We start from the raw sequence: 15,805 nt of genomic DNA, 5'->3' as shown, positions 1-15,805 counted from the left end.
GATGCAGACTGATCGGAAACCGCTCTAATCGTCCTGGTCTGGGGTGGCGGGGCTTGGTGGCTCTTCCATCAGGCTCAGCCAGGCTGGGGAGTATTCATACTGGTCTGGGGGGCGGTGCTGGTTTCTGCGAGCGACAACCTGATCCGCCCCCTGCTCATCAAGCGAGGGGTCGCCATGCCACTTACCCTCGTCATCCTCGGGGTGTTCGGCGGATTCCTCTCCTTCGGCTTCCTGGGGCTGTTCATCGGGCCCGCACTGCTGGCCGTGGCCTTCACCCTGCTTCGGGCATGGCGTGCCGTTGACGTGCACCGGGAAGACGGAGACATCGCGGCGAGCCGCGGGGGGCGTGAATACGCGGTAGCTAAGCCCGGCGAGGAGACCTAGCGGGGCGCCGGCAAGCCGAGCGAGCCTGCCATGCGGTGCCGGCTTGCAGTGCCGGAAGCGCTGCCAATAGGTGCTAGCCTGGCCGTCACTCCGCGATCTTCCAGTTTCCGTCTCCAACCCGGCAGAGCTTGAGCACGTACTGGTTCGCCTCCCCCAGGGCGCTGACTTCAAACTGAAGCCTGCGGCAGGGCCTGCCCTGATCGGAGAACGCCTCGAGAAGGGTGATGTTGCCACTGCGACCCGTGGCCGGGTTCTTCCAGGATTCATTTCGGCCCAGAGGTGGCGGAGTCGCCCGCAGCAGTCTGCTGGCCGCGGCACTCTGCTGGTCCAGGTCACTGCGGGTCAGCGGTGTAGAACTCGGGCTGGGCGCCCGCCACTGAGCGTGAGTGAAGCCGCCCGCAGCAACGACGGAAAGCACCAGGGCCGGCATAATGGGCATCTTCGCCTTCCTCCGAACGGAGTTCTTGTCCGCCCGCAACGGTGAACAGCGCCTGCGGAACGGTGCCATCCTCACCGTCAGATAGGTTGCGGACGCGCCCTGCGCCATCCTTCAAGGCTTCCCTCCCGCGATCGTTTCAGGCGCAGCAAGGATCCGCAAGGAATCCGAAGTTTTCGATAGAGTTTTCGGTCCGATGAATACCGTGAGGGCCCTAATATAGTTTCTGGAGGGCTGTGATGGATGGACTCCGGCCAGGAAGCCAAGACTGGCGGAAGCGGCCTTGCGCCTTGGCTTGCAAGAGCGGCCGAGAGGTAAATGGCTCGCCGGTCCGGGCAGCCAGGAAGGTGTTCTTCCCTGCCGCAAGGCGATAGCGCGCATCGAACTGCACGCTGTTCTTCGGCACGATACTTCTGGAGTGCGCAGGAATTCATGCGGTGATTCCAAGCCGTAAACCGAGAGCACTATCGGACCAAGGAAAGGAAGCAGGATGTTGAAGCAACATTCGAACGGGATGGCGCTGAATGTCATCGGCCGTCGGCCGCTGGGTGTGGCTGCCATCGGCGCAGCGCTCGCACCGACGGCTCTGTCGCTCCGCGCTGTGCCCGCGGTGGCGCAGTCCCGCACCGCTTATGACCTCATCAACTCGGCACGTGCGGTCTCAATGTTCGCCGAGATCTTGAAGAACCACAACCTGGCAAGCGAGTTCAGTGCTCAGGGCGACTTCGGTTTCTTCATTCCGGTGGACGGAGCCATCGAGCGGGTGCCGGCGCTTGTCGTCGAGCGCTTCCGCCGCGACAAGGAGTATGCGCGACAGATCGTATTGAATCACATCACAGACTACACCGGCTTGATCAGCATGTTCGAGGGCCAGCAGGGAATGACAGGACAAAGTCAGAAGGTGAAGACGAGGGCGGGCTATACCCTGACGCTGGAAATGGGTGCCGGCCTGCCCCGGCTCGGCGGCTATCCGATCACCTACACCAACATCCGTGGCAGCAACGGCTACTGCCACGCGCTGGACGGCGTGCTTCTGATCTGACCGCGTTTCAACGGCATCGGCTGCTGCGCCGGCTTGCCGGGCACGGGAGCCGCAGGGAAGCGGGCAGGTTGTGCCGCACAGGGCGGATGGAATCGACAGCTTCTAGCCCTGTCTGATGCGGCACACCTGCTCCAATCCCCACTGCTTCTGGCGGCGGCGCCGGGGCGCTGAAACGGCATTCCAGGCATCAGCCTGCACAACAGACAATGAGGGAGGATGGAGCATGATGAGGACAGGACGTTATCTGATCCTTGCTGCCGGTTGCGCGCTTCTTTCGACCCCGGGCGCACCGCCGGCGGCCTTCGCGCAGGCAAGTCAGAAAGGGCAGCAGCCCGGCACAACGGTTGCCTATACGACCGAGGTCGCCGCGACCGTCGAAGCCATTGATCGGCAGAAGCGCGAGATTTCACTGCGCGGTGCTGGAGGCCGATTGTTTGCAGTGGAGGCCGGCCCGGCCGTCGAGAATCTCGACCGGATCAAGTCGGGCGATCGAGTGGTGGTGCGATACACCGAGGCGCTCGCGGCCAGTCTGGCCAAGCCAGGTGAGGGCGGTGGAGCGACCATAACCGAGCGCAGCGGCATCGCGCGGCACGCTCCCGAGGGCTCGCGGCCAACCGGCACTGTCGGGAGCCAGATCCAGGCAACTGTGACCATCGAGGCGGTGGACTACGCCAATCACTTGGTCACCTTCACCGGAGCCGGCGATGCCGCACGAACCGTAGCAGTCCGCGATCCCGAGGCGCAACGCTTCCTCGCCACACTGAAGCCCGGGGACCGTGTGGATCTCGTCTATACCGAGTCCGTCGCGGTCGCCGTGGAGCCAATGTCGCGGTAAGCGCCTTCGGTCCGGCAGAGAACGCCGCCCGCGAAGAGCCATGCCGGCTGTCATGGTCCAACCGCAGGCGGTATTCCCCTTCCATTTCTGCTGAAGGCTGTTGCCGGCGGTGCGGACCAAGTGGACACCTTCTGTCAGTGGGCGGCGGTTGGTCAACGCAGATGCCGTCCGAGCCGCGGACTTCGCTTCTGTTCGCGGTCTGCGCGGTGGCAGCCACAGGAGGCGGTTTGATACGAGGGAAGGGCCGCTCTCGGAAGCGGCGTCACCCCGAGAGATGCAACCAGGCGTCCAGCGGCCTGCTTTACCGTTGCCCGCGGGCGGATGAACCCTGCGTTCCGATGCGCTGCGTTGCTGGGTGGGTCAGCCCTCCATGGCCGCAGCCGGGGTGCCGGAGCGGAAGTCGCTCCCGCTGCCCCACATCCGGTGCAAGATGCCCGCCAGCTTGCGGGCCAGCGCCACTTTGGCGCGCTTGGCGCCACGACGTTGTGCCAAACGCACGCCCCAGGCCTTCGGCGCCGACCAGCGGGCGACGCGCGTCGGCAGCACATGCGCCGCCTCCAACAACGCCACCCTGGCGGCAGGGCCGCCCGCCTTGCTGATGGCGCCGACGCGCTCCGTATCACCGAACTGATCGCGCCTCGGCGTCAGCCCGAGAAAGGCTCCCACCGAGCGGGAGGAGCGGACCCGCCCCGGACCAGTCGATGGGGGCGGGTCACGCCGCATCGGCGCCGCCAGGGGTGGCGCTGCCGTGGCACCTGGGGCTGCCTCGGGCGTCCCGGCAAGGCGCTCGCGGCGAGTACGATATTGCGTATCATTCGCATTCATGGCAGGATTGCGGCGCAGTTGCTCCGCCGAGGCCCCCGCATGATCCGCTTGCCGCTCCCGTGCCGCCCGGCCCGGGCTTCAGCCGCGCTCCGCTTGCCGGCTGTTCTCCCGCGGCGCCTTCGCGGGGTTGCTGCTACCCTCATGGGGAGCGGGGCATGAGGCGGCGCGCCCTGCTCAGCGCCCTGCCGCTCGCCGCGCTGCCCGGCCGGGGAAAGGGCGCCGGAGCGGAGGCGTCGCCGCAGATCAGAGACATCCTGGGCCGCGGCGTGCAACTGCCCCGCCCGCCCCGGCGGATCGTTCTGACCCAGGCCCGCCACGTGCTCGCCATGGCCCTGCTGCACCCCGATCCGGTCTCCCTCGTGGTGGGCTGGGGGGACGACCTCCGGCGCATGAACCCACCCGACTACGCCAGCGTGCGGGCCCGCTTCCCGCAGGCCGATGCCGTTCCGGTCATCGCGCGCGGCCAGGGCGAGGGCCTGTCGCTGGAGGCCATCGTCGCCGCCCGGCCGGAGCTGGTGGTGTTCAGCCTGGGCACGCTGCGCGCGCTGGGCGAGACCATGCCGGACCGGCTGGCCGCCTTCGGCATTCCTTCCGCGGTGATCGACTTCTTCAGCGACCCGATGGCGACCACGCGGCCCAGCATGCACCTGCTTGGCCAGGTGCTCGGCCGGCCGGAGCGCGCCGCCGCCTTCGAGGCCTTCTACACGGAACGCCTCCAGGGCATCGCCGCCCGGCTGGAAGGGCCGGCGCAGGCGCGGCCGGCGGTCTTCATCCACGCGCATGCCGGGGGCACATCCTGCTGCTCCTCCCCCGGCAAGGGCGCCTTCGATTCGATGGTCAGCTTCGCCGGCGGCCACAACATCGGCGCCGACCTGCTGCCGGGGCCGGTCGGCAACGTTTCCCTGGAATACGTGATCGACCGCGACCCCCAGGTCTATGTGGCGACCGGCGGCCCCTATGGCGGGCGGGGCGGCATTCCGCTCGGCCCTGGCGTGGCTCCGGAGGCGGCGGCGCGCGAGCTGGCCGCGGTGATCCATCGCGAGCGGCTGGACGTGCTGCCGGCAGTGCGGCAGGGCCGTGCCCATGCCATCTGGCACGGCTTCAACGACACGCCGGCCCATGTGGTGATGCTGGAGGCCCTGGCCCGCTGGCTGCATCCCGCGCGGTGCGGCGACCTCGACCCCGCCGCCACCATGGCCGCCCTCAACGCGCGGTTTCTGGCGATCCCGATGCAGGGCGCCCACTGGACCGACCTGCCCGCGGGCGCGCTTTAGAGCAGATCCCGAGCAGGTGACATCACCTGACTGGGTGAAGATCCTCATCGAAACAGGTCGTTGGGGCATTCAATGCGAGCCGGGGCGAGCGGAAATCGCCGTGACGGCGCTTCCGTCCGCTACCCGCCCAGCACGAAGCGAAGGCCGCGGCTGATGCCGAGCGGCACCACCGAGGCGTGGTTCTCCTCCGGAAAGCACCAGAAGCGGCTCGCGGCGCCGGCCGCGCCGAAATGCGCCGCCATCTCCTGCGCCCGATCCACCATCGCCCGGCGCGCGCGCCGCTCCGCCGTGGCCGGGGCTTGCGGAGCGCCGCGCTCATGCGGCGCGAGCGCCTGCTCCCATTCGCCGACGCTCACCGCGACCCGCTTCCCGCCGACCGGCCCGCCGGCGCGCAGCCGCTTCTCGTCCCACCAGATGGAGGGGCTGACGGCGATGTAGTCGCTGAAGGCCGCACCGTCATGGGCCAGCACGTCGAGCGTGAAGAGGCCCGCCAGGGAATGCCCGATCAGCACCTGCCGCGCCGGGTCCACGGCACAGCGGCTGGCGACAAGCGGCCGCACCTGGCGCAGCAGAACATCCAGGAAGGCGTCGCGCCCGCCGCTCGGCAGGCTGCCGCCCTCCACCGAGGGGCCGGCAGTGAAATCGAGGGTGCGGCGCCGCTGGTCATGCCGCGCCGCGCCGGGATAGGCGATGCCCGCCACCACGCCCTGGGCCATGCCGGCCGCCGCGCGCCGCTGCGCGCCGTTGCGCAGGATGTCCAGCACCGTGGCGAAATAGGCGTTGCCCTCCAGCACCGTGAGCACCGGGAAGCCGCCGGGCGGCGGCTCGCCGGGCGGGATGGCGAGGAAGATGCGGTAGTCGCCGCCGGGCGTGCGCAGCGCATGGCATTCGGTGCCCGGCAGGACAACAGGGGGCGGGATCTCAGCCACGGAGCGTCGCGCCGCCGTCCACGTAGAGGTCGGCCATGGTGATGTGGCCGGCGCGGTCGGACAGCAGGAACAGCACGGCCTCCGCGACGTCCTCCGGCGTCGCGAGCTTCCGCAGCGGGATGCCGGCCTTGTAGGTGGCGGGCGAACCCTCGATCACCCGCGCCGCGCCGTGCTCGTCGGCCCACATGCCGGTCTGCATCGACGTCAGGGTGGAGCCGGGGGCGACGATGTTGCAGCGGACGCCGTGCGGCGCCAGTTCCAGGCCGAGGCAGCGGGTGAACATGGTGGCCGCCGCCTTGGAGGCCGCATAGGCCGCCATGGCATGGCGCGGCACGCCCGCGGCGTTGGAACCGACCACCACGATGGCGCCCCGCCGGCGCGGCTGCATGACCCGCGCCAGCGCCCGGCCGAGATGGAACACGCCATCCGCGTTCACCGCGAAGACGCGGCGCCAGGCCGCGTCGCTGGTCTCCGTCACCAGCCCGGTGGCGAGGATGCCGGCCAGGGAGACGCCGAACGCGATCGGCCCTTCCTCCGCCTCGATCCGCGCCACCAGCGCGTCCACGGCCGCGCTGTCGGACACGTCGAGCCGCTCGGCGCGCAGGCCGGGCAGGGCGGGAATGCCGGCCACGTGGAGGTCGGTCGCGACGATGCGCGCCCCTTCCTCGTGCAGGGCGTGCAGCATGGCCTGGCCGATGCCGCCCGCCGCGCCCGTCACCAGCGCCAGTTTGCCGTTCAATCCTGTTGGGCGCATCACTCTTGGCCTTCCGTGTCGCGGGCGAGGAGATGGGCGGAGAGCACCGGCGCGATCCGCGCGACCGCCGCCGCCCCGGTCATCGCGGCGTGCAGCGCGGGAATGTCGGCCACCTTCACCGCCGCCGCATAGGGCTTCCAGAGATCCGGATGCAGGCCCCTCCCGGCATGGTCGAGCGCCGCGCGGAAATGCAGGATCTCGCCGCCATAACGCGCATGCCGGTGCGCCCGCACCAGCCGGTTGTTGCCGCGCACCACCCGCGCCACGCCGCTTAGCACCTGTGGCGGCAGGCGCCCGAGCGGGCTGTCGCTCCGGCGCAGGAAGTCGGCGACCGCCTGGGGCTCCAGCGGCACCGGCTCGGGCAGGCGGTCGGGATCGAAGCCGCCGATGGCGAGCAGGGCACGCAGCGGCGCATGCGCATCCGGCTCTGCTTCGGCGCGCCAGACATCGGTGGGATAGGAATCGAGCATGGCCACCACCCCGACCCGCCGGCCGAGCGCGCGCAGCCGCACCGCCATGGCCTGCGCGATGATGCCGCCGACCGACCAGCCGCCGAGATGCACCGTGTCATGCGGCGCGACGGCCAGGATGCGGTCCACATAGTCGGCCGCCAGCGCCTCCAGGCTGTCGGGCAAGGTCGCGCCCTCCTGCAGGGCGGGCGCCTGCAGGCCATGGACGGCGCGGCGCGGGGCGAGCGCGCGGGCCAGCCGGCCATAGCACCAGGAGATGCCGCCGGCCGGATGCACCAGGAACAGCGGCGGCAGCGCGGCGTCGCCCTGGCAAAGCCGCACCAGCGGCCCCAGGCCGTGGTCGGCCTCGCCCCGGTCCTCCATCAGCGCGGCAAGGCGCGCCGCCGTCGGATGCTCGAACAGCGCGCCGAGGCCGGGGTCCCAGCCCCAGGCCTCGCGCACCCGCAGCATCAGCTCCACCGCCAGCAGCGAATGCCCGCCCAGGGCGAAGAAGTCGTCCTCCGCGCCGACGCGCTCCAGCCCCAGCATCTCGGCGAAAAGGCTCGCCATGCGCCGCTCGGCCTCGGTTTCGGCCGGGCGGCTGTGGCTGGCGGCGTGGCCGGGCGCGGGCAGGGCGGCGCGGTCCAGCTTGCCGCTGCTGTTCACCGGCAGCGCCGCCAGCGCCACGAAGGCGGCGGGCACCATGTAGTCCGGCACGCGGGCGGCGACATGCGCGCGCAGCGCCGTGGCGTCGAAACCGTCGCCCGGCACCACATAGGCTACCAGGCGCCTGTCCCCCGCGCGATCCTCCCGCGCGATGACGCGCGCCTGGCGGACCATCCGCGAACCGGCGAGCGCCGCCTCGATCTCGCCCAACTCGATGCGCAGGCCGCGGATCTTCACCTGCTGGTCCGAGCGGCCCAGGAAAAGGATCGCGCCGTCCTCCCGCACCTGCGCGTGGTCGCCGGTGCGATAGATGCGCTCGCCCGGCCGGAAGGGGCTTTGCAGGAAGGCGCGTGCCGTCAGATCCGGCCGGCCAAGGTATTCCCGCGCCAGCTGCACCCCGCCGATGAACAGGTGCCCGGTCACGCCCGGCGGCACCGGCCGCAGGGCCTCGTCCAGCACGTAGAGCTGCGTGTTCCAGACGGGGAAGCCGATCGGCACGGGGCGCGAGGCGTCGTCGGCCGCGGCGGGCCAGAAGCTGACATCCACCGCCGCCTCGGTCGGGCCGTAGAGGTTGTGCAGTTCCGCGGTGCAGGTCGCGTGGAAGCGGTCGCGCAGCTCGGGCGTCAGCGCCTCGCCACTGCAGAAGACACGCGCGAGGCGGAGGCCCCGCGTGGCCGGCTCGGCCAGGAAGGCCGCCAGCATCGAGGGCACGAAATGCGCCGTGGTGATGCGCTGGCGGCGCAGGATGGCGGCCAGCGCCACCGGGTCGCGATGCGCTCCGGGCGGCGCCAGCACCAGCGTGGCGCCGGCGATCAGCGGCAGGAACAGCTCCCATACGGAGACGTCGAAGGTGATCGGCGTCTTCTGCAGGATGCGGTCAGCGGGGGTGAAGCCGTAGTGCCGCCGCATCCATTCCAGGCGGTTGAGGATGGCGCGGTGCGCGACCACCACGCCCTTCGGCGCGCCCGTGGAGCCGGAGGTGTAGAGCACATAGGCCGTGTCGTCGGGTGAGGGGCCGTCCGGCGGGCCGTCCGCTGGGCCGTCCGCTCGGTCGTCCGCTGGGCCGCCCGCCGGCGCCGCGCCCTGCCTGGGCCATCCGGCGGGCGGCAGCACCGGCGTCCCGCCGGCCAGGGCGGCCTTGGCCAGCAGCACTACCGGCCGGGCATCGGCGAGGATGCGTGCGATGCGCTCCGGCGGATGGCCGGGGTCCAGCGGCAGGTAGGCCGCCCCTGTCCGCAGCACCGCGACCAGCCCGACCATCAGCGCGAAGGACCGCTCCAGCGCGACGGCGACGATCCGCCCCGGCCCCGCCCCCTGCGCGCGCAGGACCCCGGCCAGGGCGGCGCTGCGCGCCTCCAGCTCGGCATAGGTCATCGCCGCCTCGCCGAAGGCCAGGGCGGTGGCGTGCGGCGTCTCCCGCATGCGCGCGGCGATCAGCGCCCAGATCGTGGTGTCGGGCACCGGATGGCTGGTGGCGTTCAGCCCGTGCAGCAGCCAGTCCGCCTCCGCGGGCGTGGCGGTCGGCACCGCGGCGAGGCAGGGCGCCTCCAGCGCGGCGGCGATGAACTGCGCCAGCCGCAGCGCATGGGCGCGTGCGGCGGCGCCGGAATAAAGATCCGGGTTCGCCTCCACCTCCAGCCGCAGCCCGGCGCCCGAGGGCGTGGCGCGGAAGGTGAAGGTGATGTCGTCCACCGGGCCGGTGCCCAGCACATGCTGCGTCACGTCCAGGCCGCGAAAGGCGGGCAGGCCGCCGAAGGGCAGCAGGTTCACCAGCGGCCCGAACAGCCGCCGCCCGGCCGCCACGCGCCCGAGGTCGCGCCGCAGCTGCTCGCCGCGATAACGCCCGTGGCGGCGCGCCTCCGCCAGCGGCTGCGTGGTCGCGCGCAGCATCTCGGCCAGCGGAAGCTGCTCATCCGGTTGCAGCCGCACCGGCACCACGTTCATCAGCGTGCAGGGCACGCGCGCCGCCGGGCTGCCAAGCCGCCCCATCAACGCCACGCCGACCACCGCCTCCTCTCCGCCGGTATGGCGCCGTGCATAGGCGCCTGCCAGCGCCGCCAGCACGTCCGGCCAGGGCGGGCCAAGCCGGGCGAGCGCCTTGCCGACGCTTTCCGGCAGCGCCACCGCGCAGCGATGCGCGCGGCGGGCGGAAACCGCCGTGCCCGGCACCATGCCGACCGATTCCGGGCCATCGGCGAAGGCGTCCCGCCAGAAGGCGGCATCCGCCGCGCGCCGGGTGCCGCCGCGATAGGCGGCGTCCTCGGCCAGCGCCAGGCTGAAGGAGGGTAGCGTCCGCCCCGGCTGGCCCTGGCCGCACCGTGCCGCGTAAAGCTCCGCGACGCGCCGCAGCGTCAGGTCCGTGGCAAAGGCGTCGAGCGCCAGGTGGTGCGCCCGCTGGTACCAGATGTGGCGTCGCGGCCCGAGCCGGAACAGCACCTCGCGCGCCAGCCGCTGCCGCGCCGGATCGACGGGCGTCTCCATGTCCCGCGTCATGGCCACCAGGGCTGCGGCCTCCGGATCGGCCTCGCCGGCGAGGTCCACCACCTCCAGCCAGGGCCGCCGCGCTTCCTCGACCGACTGCAACGGGCCATGGCGCCCAGCCTCGATGCGCAGCGCCAGCGCATCGGCTTCCGCCACCATGCCATTCACCGCCGCCCGGAAGGCGCCGGCATCCAGCGGGCCGCGCAGGTCGAGATAATGGCCGGTGTTGAAGATCGGGTTCGCCGGGTCCAGCGCCTGTGCGTACCACAGGCCGGATTGCGCCTCGGTCAGCGGCTGCGGCGCGTGCAGGGGCGGCATGGCGAGCTGGCCGGACATCGGGCTCAGCCGGCCTGCTGCTGCTGCTGGCGGTCCACGATGGCCCACCAGGCGTCCAGCGTCAGCCTCTCGGCGAACTCCCCGAAGTCGAGCCGCAGGCCGCTCCCGCTCCAGCGCACCAGCAGGTTCATGGCGCGCAGCGAGTCGAGCCCGAGGTCGATCAGGTCGTCCTCGCCGCCGATCTCCCCGGGGTCGGCATGGATGATGGCGGCGATGTCGGCGCGCAGGCTTTCGCGGGTCAGCATCACAGCGCGGCCAGCAACTGGTCGGTGGTCATCGGCACGGCGCAGGTTCCGGCGACATAGCTGAGAGCCATGCGGTGCTTCTCCGCGCAGAAGTCGGCGGTGGCGTCGGCGGCGAAGAAGGGCTCGATGTCGCGCATGAAGGCGTCGGCCGCCGTCAGCGTGCAGCCGATATGCGCGTAGATGCCGGTGACGGCGAGCTGGTCGCGGCCGCCCGCGCGCATCAGCGTTTCCAGGTTGCTGCGCTGGAAGGCGCTGTAGCGGTGCTTGGTCAGCACGAAGTCGCCCAGTGCCGGCCGCAGTTCCGGCAGGATGGGCTGGTGCTCCGGCGCGCCCGTCATGCCGGGTCCCCAGAGATCAGCCTGCAAGCCGCGGTCGCGCCAGTCCTGGTCGCCCTCCTGCGCGGTGTAGAAGACGGGAATGCCGTTCGCCCGCGCATGGGCGACCAGCCGCCCGATGTTCGCCACCACCGGCGCGAGCGGCGAGGCCTCGCGGTCGAAGGGGCGGCAGAAATACCGCTGCATGTCATGCACCAGCAGTGCCATGCGGTCGCGCTGCGGCCGCCAGGGCGCGCGAGGCACCGGCAGGTCCTCGGCGCGCGGCAGGGAATACGGGGAGATGGTCGGGAGGCCCTTGGTGGCGGTCACGCAATCTGTCCTTGAGATAACGCAGGCGCAGGGTCGCGCTGGCTCAACCCTGCTGTTCGAGAAAGGCCGCGCGCAGCCGCGCCCGCAACTCCTTGCGGCTGACCTTGCCCGCCGCGGTGGTGGCGAAGGCCTCGGTGAAGACGATCTGGTCCGGTACCTTGAACTCGGCGATGCCGCGCTGCCGCATCCAGGCCTTCAGCGCCGCCGCCCCGGGCTTCTCGCCATCCGGGATGATGAAGGCGCAGCTCCGTTCGCCCAGGTAATCATCGGGAATGGAGACGATGGCGGCGTCGAACACCCGCGGGTGCGCCAGCAGGTGGTCCTCGATCTCCTCGGCGGAGATCTTCTCGCCGGCGCGGTTGATGTGGTCGCCCGCGCGGCCCTGCACCTCCAGATAGCCGCCGGGCAGGTGCCGCACGATGTCGCCGGTGCGGTAGAAGCCGTCCGCGGTGAAGGCGCGCGCGTTGGCGGCATCGTCGTTGTGGTAGCGGCGGATGGTATAGGGGCCTCGCGCCAGCAGGTGGCCCGGCTGGCCCTCCGGCACCGGGTTGCCGAGGTCGTCCACCACCAGCACCTCGTCGTCCGGGCTGATCGGGCGGCCCTGGGTGTGGGTGATGGTCTCCTCCGGGTCGTCCAGGCGGGTGTAGTTCACCAGCCCCTCGGCCATGCCGAAGACCTGCTGCAGCGTGCAGCCCAGCACCGGCCGCACGCGCCGCGCGGCTTCCGGCGTGAACTTCGCGCCGCCCACCAGCAGCACCTCCAGGCTGGAGAGGTCGTGCCGCGTCCCCGGCGCCGCCTGCAGCCAGAGCAGCGCCAGCGGTGGCACCAGGCCGGTGATGGTCACGCGCTCGCGCTCGATCAGCGGGAAGGCGGCGTCGGGGCTCGGTGAGGGGCTGAGCACCACCGTCGCACCCGCATGGAGCGCGCCGATATGCCCGGGCGAGGACATCGGGAAGTTGTGCGCCGCCGGCAGCGCCACAAGGAAGACGCTGCGCTCGGTGACGTTGCAGATCGCGTTGCTGGCCCAGCAACTGTAGAGATAGTCGTCATGCGTGCGCGGGATCAGCTTGGAAAGTCCCGTGCTGCCGCCTGAGATCTGCAGGAAGGCGACGTCGGAGGATGAAACCTCGGCAGGCAGGGCGATCGCCTCGTCCCGCTCCACCGGAAGCGCATGGAACTCGCCGGCATCGCCGGCCGCGACGAAGACGTGCCGCACCGCCGGCACCTCGGCCTGCAAGGCGCGCGCCAGCGCGCGGTAATCGAAGCCGTCACCACGTTCGGCGATGACGTAGCCCGCCGCCTCGGCGCGCCGCGCGAAATGCGCGATCTCGGTGATGCGGTGCGCCGGCAGGGCATAGACCGGGATCATCCCGGCGCGGAACAGGCCGAAGACGCCGGAGAAGAACTCCGCGACGTTGCCGAGCTGCACCACCACGCGGTCGCCCGGGCGCAGCCCGGCGCGCAGATAGCCGGCGGCCGCCGCCTCCGCGCGCGCCCAGAGCGCGGCGTAGCTCCAGCGGCGCTCGCCATCCACGATGGCCACGGCGTCCGGCCGCTGTTCCGCCCGCTGGCGCAGGAAGCCGGCGAAGGTTTCGCCGCGCCAGTATCCCTTCTCGCGATAGCGCCGGGCGAACGCCTCCGGCCAGCTCTGCTGCGGCGGGATCACGCGCCCCGCTCCTCGGTCTCGATGCCCAGTGCGCGCAGGAAGGCGCCGAACTTGGCCGCGGTCTCCGCCGTCTCCGCCGCCGGGTCGCTGCCTGGCACGATGCCAGCCCCCGCATAAAGGCGCGCCTGCCCGCCGCGGATCTCGGCGCAGCGGATGGCGACGTGCCACTCGCCGTCGCCGCGCGCGTCGCACCAGCCCACGGCGCCGGCGTAGAAGCCGCGGTCATAGGGCTCCAGGCGCCGGATCAGCCGGGCCGAGGCCTCGCGCGGAACGCCGCAGACGGCGGGGGTCGGGTGCAGCGCCGCCGCCAGCGCCGCGGAGGAGACCTCCGGCTCCTTCAGCTCACCGGCGATGCGCGTGCCGAGGTGCCACATGGTCGCGGTGGTGGTGAGCCGCGGGCCCTCCGGGGCGGAAAGGCTGCGGCAATAGGGCGCCAGGGTGTCGAGCACGAACTCGGAAACCAGCGCGTGCTCGCGCCGGTCCTTTTCCGACCGCTCCAGCGCGGCGCCGGCGGCGCGGTCCTCCGCCGGATCCGCCCTGCGGCGGGCGGAGCCGGCCAGCGGATGGGACCGGACGGCCCGGCCGGCCTTGCCGACCAGCAGTTCCGGCGTCGCACCGGCCAGGAAGCGCGGCGCCGGGTCCGTGCCGGGAAGCGGCACCAGGAAGGCCGTCACCGCCGGGTCGTCCGCAAGCCGCTGCAGGAGGGCCGTCAGGTCGATGGCGCGGTCCGTCTCGGCCAGCAGGCTGCGCGACAGCACCACCTTCCGGAGGCCGCCGGCTTCCATTTCGCCGAGCGCGGCGGCCACGGCCCGGGCGAAGGCGCCCGGCGACGGATCGGGGCGCAAGCCCCAGCGCGGCGGCGCCAGGAACGGCACGGCCTCCGGCGCGTCGGCCGAGACCTGCCGCGCCTCGACCAGGTTATCCCCTGCCGAGCGGTCGAAGGGCAGGGCGCCGGCCAGCACCGCGTCCGCCGGAGCATTCCGGAAGAATGCGGCGACGCGCGCGGCCAGCGTCGCCGCCGTTCCGGAGGCCAGGGCGCGCGCCATGCCGCGGCCGACCAGCTTCCGCCCGCCGGACAGGAAGGCGAAGAGCAGCGGCTCCCCTGGCTCGCCCGCGCCGCCCGCCCGCATCATTTCCGCCATGGGCATGGAGCATCCGTGCATCGCGCGCCGCCGCATCAGGCGCGAATGATGCTGACGGTGTCGCCGTCCGGATCGTCCACCGGCGGCGCATCGCGGCCCCCGCTCCGCGCCTTGTTGGTCACGTAGGCCAGGCCGGTGCGGGAATCGAAGGCGATGGTGTTGGGATGCGTGCCCGTCTCCAGCGTGGCCACCAGCGCCAGCTCGCGGCTGTTGAACAGGTTGACGGTGCCGGAGCGGCGGCAGGCGACGTAGAGCAGCCCGTTGGCCGGGTTGACTGCAAGCCCCAGCGGCCCTTCGCCCGTGGCCATGGTCTTCACCAGCGCGCCGCTTCCGGCGTCCAGCACCGCGACCGTGTTGCTCTTCTGGTTGGCGACGAAGATCCGCTGGCCCGCCGCGTCGTAGGCAGCGTTGATCGGGCCCTCGCCGCCGCAGGCGAAGCGGCGCAGCATCCTGTTCTCCGCCAGCCCGATCTCGAAGATCTCGTTCGCCGTGAGGGAAGTCGCGAAGAGTCGGTTGCCGGCCCTGTCCAGCGCGAGGCCGGTGATGCCCGCCTCGGCGAGGCCGTCCGAGATGGTGGCCGCCAGGACGTTCCGCGCCCCGTCGATGACCCAGATGGCGCTGGGCTTGCCGCGCCCGCCGAAGTTGCTGACGTAGATGCGGTTGGCGGCCTCGTCCACCAGCACCTGGCGGGGGTGCCCGCCCTCGCCGGCGGCCATCCTGGCCACCACCTTGCCCGCCTTCAGGTCGATGGCGGAGACGCTGCCCGAGCGCGTGTTGGTGGTGTAGAGCATGCCCGTGCGGTCGTTCAGCCCCAGGCCGAAGGCCGGGTCCTCGCCCAGCTCGACCTGGCTGCGTACCTCCAGGCTCCGGGGATCGAGGCCGAGAATGCGCGCCGCCTTGCCGCCGCGCGGGCCGGTCGCCGCGACATGCACCAGGCCGGTGGTGCGGCTCACCACCACCTCGTAGAGGCCAGGGTGGACCTTGCCGGTGCGCAGCACGGCGGGCGCGGCGCCGGGCGCAGGCGTTGCCGCGTGGGCCGTTCCGGTGGCGAGGCCGGCGCCTCGCCCCGCCGCCAGCACGGCGGCGAAAAGGCTTAGGGCCCGTCGGCGCGACAGGCCGCGGCCGGCATGCGGACCCTTGGGATCGGCCGGGAAAGCTTGCATGGGGAACTCCTCGCTGGATCGGAGAAGAAGGGATGGGGCGGGCGCGCAAGGGCACTGAGGCTCGCGAGGGCGCAGGACCGGCCGCTGCGGCGGCGGGGAGGCGCAGCCCTGCGACTCCCTTCCGGGCGCCGGGCGGAACGATGCGATGCCGCCCCGCTCCGCGGGCCGAAGCGGATGCGGGGGCGAGGGCAGGGGCGGGGGCGGGGGCGAGACAGGACGAGGGATCATGGCCGAATCTTATGCGAATGCAAATCGCTCGCAAAAAGACTGGTCGCGGCATCCGGGCTTGTCAATCCAGCCGCGGAGCCGCGCCGCGCGGGAAAGCCGCGAGGCATGGCGGCGCCGCCCCGGCAAGGCGCAGAGAGACGCGTGACTTCAATGCCCTGGAGGCATCTTCCACGTGCCTATCCACAGCCCTATCCCCGGAAACTGGGGATAATCCTCACGGGCGCGTGTTTCCATTCCGTTCCAGAAAAACGGGGCAGTGGCGTGCCGCGAGGCTGATTAAGAGCGTCTAACAGAACCTGGAACCGG

14 protein-coding genes are annotated in these 15,805 nt (G+C 71.7%); 4 read left to right on the top strand and 10 right to left on the bottom strand.

The window, feature by feature from the left end:
- Positions 1-27 precede the first annotated feature (27 nt).
- A complete protein-coding gene (locus tag E0493_RS22220) occupies positions 28-384 on the top strand; it encodes an AI-2E family transporter (protein ID WP_160939459.1) in 357 nt (118 codons plus the stop codon).
- 85 nt (positions 385-469) lie between these two features.
- Here the strand turns inward: E0493_RS22220 and E0493_RS22215 are convergent, their stop codons facing one another.
- On the bottom strand, positions 470-823 hold the full coding sequence (locus E0493_RS22215) for an RT0821/Lpp0805 family surface protein (protein ID WP_160939455.1): 354 nt from the start codon (positions 821-823) through the stop codon (positions 470-472).
- 487 nt (positions 824-1,310) lie between these two features.
- Here E0493_RS22215 and E0493_RS22210 point away from each other — a divergent pair, with 487 nt between their 5' ends.
- Together E0493_RS22210 and E0493_RS22205 are read left to right on the top strand one after the other, a co-directional pair.
- Complete coding sequence (locus E0493_RS22210; RefSeq protein ID WP_160939454.1) at positions 1,311-1,862, top strand: fasciclin domain-containing protein; 552 nt, start codon at positions 1,311-1,313, stop codon at positions 1,860-1,862.
- A gap of 226 nt (positions 1,863-2,088) precedes the next feature.
- Complete coding sequence (locus E0493_RS22205; RefSeq protein WP_160939453.1) at positions 2,089-2,697, top strand: hypothetical protein; 609 nt, start codon at positions 2,089-2,091, stop codon at positions 2,695-2,697.
- Between the two features lie 360 nt (positions 2,698-3,057).
- On the opposite strand, the gene E0493_RS22200 is transcribed toward E0493_RS22205, so the two are convergent.
- Positions 3,058-3,420, bottom strand: coding sequence for a transposase (locus E0493_RS22200; RefSeq protein ID WP_160939452.1), 363 nt, complete (start codon positions 3,418-3,420; stop codon positions 3,058-3,060).
- 257 nt (positions 3,421-3,677) lie between these two features.
- Between E0493_RS22200 and E0493_RS22195 the strand changes: the two genes are divergently transcribed.
- A complete protein-coding gene (locus E0493_RS22195; RefSeq protein WP_160939451.1) occupies positions 3,678-4,796 on the top strand; it encodes an ABC transporter substrate-binding protein in 1,119 nt (372 codons plus the stop codon).
- A 119-nt stretch (positions 4,797-4,915) separates the two neighbouring features.
- Here the strand turns inward: E0493_RS22195 and E0493_RS22190 are convergent, their stop codons facing one another.
- From E0493_RS22190 to E0493_RS22155, 8 genes are read right to left on the bottom strand one after another with little or no spacing between them, the layout of a single operon-like run.
- A complete protein-coding gene (locus E0493_RS22190; protein WP_367614574.1) occupies positions 4,916-5,725 on the bottom strand; it encodes an alpha/beta hydrolase in 810 nt (269 codons plus the stop codon).
- Positions 5,718-6,479: a 2,3-dihydro-2,3-dihydroxybenzoate dehydrogenase gene (locus E0493_RS22185; protein ID WP_160939457.1), complete on the bottom strand. Its 762-nt coding sequence runs from the start codon at positions 6,477-6,479 to the stop codon at positions 5,718-5,720. Before E0493_RS22185 ends, E0493_RS22190 begins: the two co-directional genes overlap by 8 nt.
- On the bottom strand, positions 6,479-10,411 hold the full coding sequence (locus E0493_RS22180; protein ID WP_160939450.1) for a non-ribosomal peptide synthetase: 3,933 nt from the start codon (positions 10,409-10,411) through the stop codon (positions 6,479-6,481). The genes E0493_RS22185 and E0493_RS22180 overlap by 1 nt, the downstream gene beginning before the upstream one ends.
- Before the next feature lie 5 nt (positions 10,412-10,416).
- Positions 10,417-10,656 (bottom strand): phosphopantetheine-binding protein, encoded by a 240-nt coding sequence (locus E0493_RS22175; RefSeq protein WP_160939449.1) that lies wholly within the window; start codon positions 10,654-10,656, stop codon positions 10,417-10,419.
- Positions 10,656-11,300, bottom strand: a complete 645-nt coding sequence (locus tag E0493_RS22170) for an isochorismatase family protein (RefSeq protein WP_367614573.1) — start codon at positions 11,298-11,300, stop codon at positions 10,656-10,658. Before E0493_RS22170 ends, E0493_RS22175 begins: the two co-directional genes overlap by 1 nt.
- Positions 11,301-11,343: 43 nt before the next feature.
- Positions 11,344-12,966, bottom strand: a complete 1,623-nt coding sequence (locus E0493_RS22165; protein ID WP_160939448.1) for a (2,3-dihydroxybenzoyl)adenylate synthase — start codon at positions 12,964-12,966, stop codon at positions 11,344-11,346.
- Positions 12,963-14,114, bottom strand: coding sequence for an isochorismate synthase (locus E0493_RS22160; protein ID WP_202397281.1), 1,152 nt, complete (start codon positions 14,112-14,114; stop codon positions 12,963-12,965). Before E0493_RS22160 ends, E0493_RS22165 begins: the two co-directional genes overlap by 4 nt.
- 29 nt (positions 14,115-14,143) lie before the next feature.
- Positions 14,144-15,271 (bottom strand): YncE family protein, encoded by a 1,128-nt coding sequence (locus E0493_RS22155; protein WP_160939446.1) that lies wholly within the window; start codon positions 15,269-15,271, stop codon positions 14,144-14,146.
- Between the last annotated feature and the right edge of the window lie 534 nt (positions 15,272-15,805).

Source organism: Teichococcus coralli, from assembly GCF_009829925.1.
Taxonomy (GTDB): domain Bacteria; phylum Pseudomonadota; class Alphaproteobacteria; order Acetobacterales; family Acetobacteraceae; genus Pseudoroseomonas; species Pseudoroseomonas coralli.
Note: the sequence above shows the minus strand (reverse complement) of the source record. Positions and strands in the feature narration are given on the sequence as shown.

What these genes read in the sequence shown, in the direction of transcription:
- E0493_RS22185 (WP_160939457.1), bottom strand. Translation starts at nt 6,479, where the DNA reads ATGCGCCCAACAGGATTGAACGGCAAACTGGCGCTGGTGACGGGCGCG.
- E0493_RS22155 (WP_160939446.1), bottom strand. Translation starts at nt 15,271, where the DNA reads ATGCAAGCTTTCCCGGCCGATCCCAAGGGTCCGCATGCCGGCCGCGGC.
- E0493_RS22180 (WP_160939450.1), bottom strand. Translation starts at nt 10,411, where the DNA reads ATGTCCGGCCAGCTCGCCATGCCGCCCCTGCACGCGCCGCAGCCGCTG.
- E0493_RS22205 (WP_160939453.1), top strand. Translation starts at nt 2,089, where the DNA reads ATGAGGACAGGACGTTATCTGATCCTTGCTGCCGGTTGCGCGCTTCTT.
- E0493_RS22215 (WP_160939455.1), bottom strand. Translation starts at nt 823, where the DNA reads ATGCCCATTATGCCGGCCCTGGTGCTTTCCGTCGTTGCTGCGGGCGGC.
- E0493_RS22200 (WP_160939452.1), bottom strand. Translation starts at nt 3,420, where the DNA reads ATGCGGCGTGACCCGCCCCCATCGACTGGTCCGGGGCGGGTCCGCTCC.
- E0493_RS22195 (WP_160939451.1), top strand. Translation starts at nt 3,678, where the DNA reads ATGAGGCGGCGCGCCCTGCTCAGCGCCCTGCCGCTCGCCGCGCTGCCC.
- E0493_RS22175 (WP_160939449.1), bottom strand. Translation starts at nt 10,656, where the DNA reads ATGCTGACCCGCGAAAGCCTGCGCGCCGACATCGCCGCCATCATCCAT.
- E0493_RS22210 (WP_160939454.1), top strand. Translation starts at nt 1,311, where the DNA reads ATGTTGAAGCAACATTCGAACGGGATGGCGCTGAATGTCATCGGCCGT.
- E0493_RS22160 (WP_202397281.1), bottom strand. Translation starts at nt 14,114, where the DNA reads ATGCCCATGGCGGAAATGATGCGGGCGGGCGGCGCGGGCGAGCCAGGG.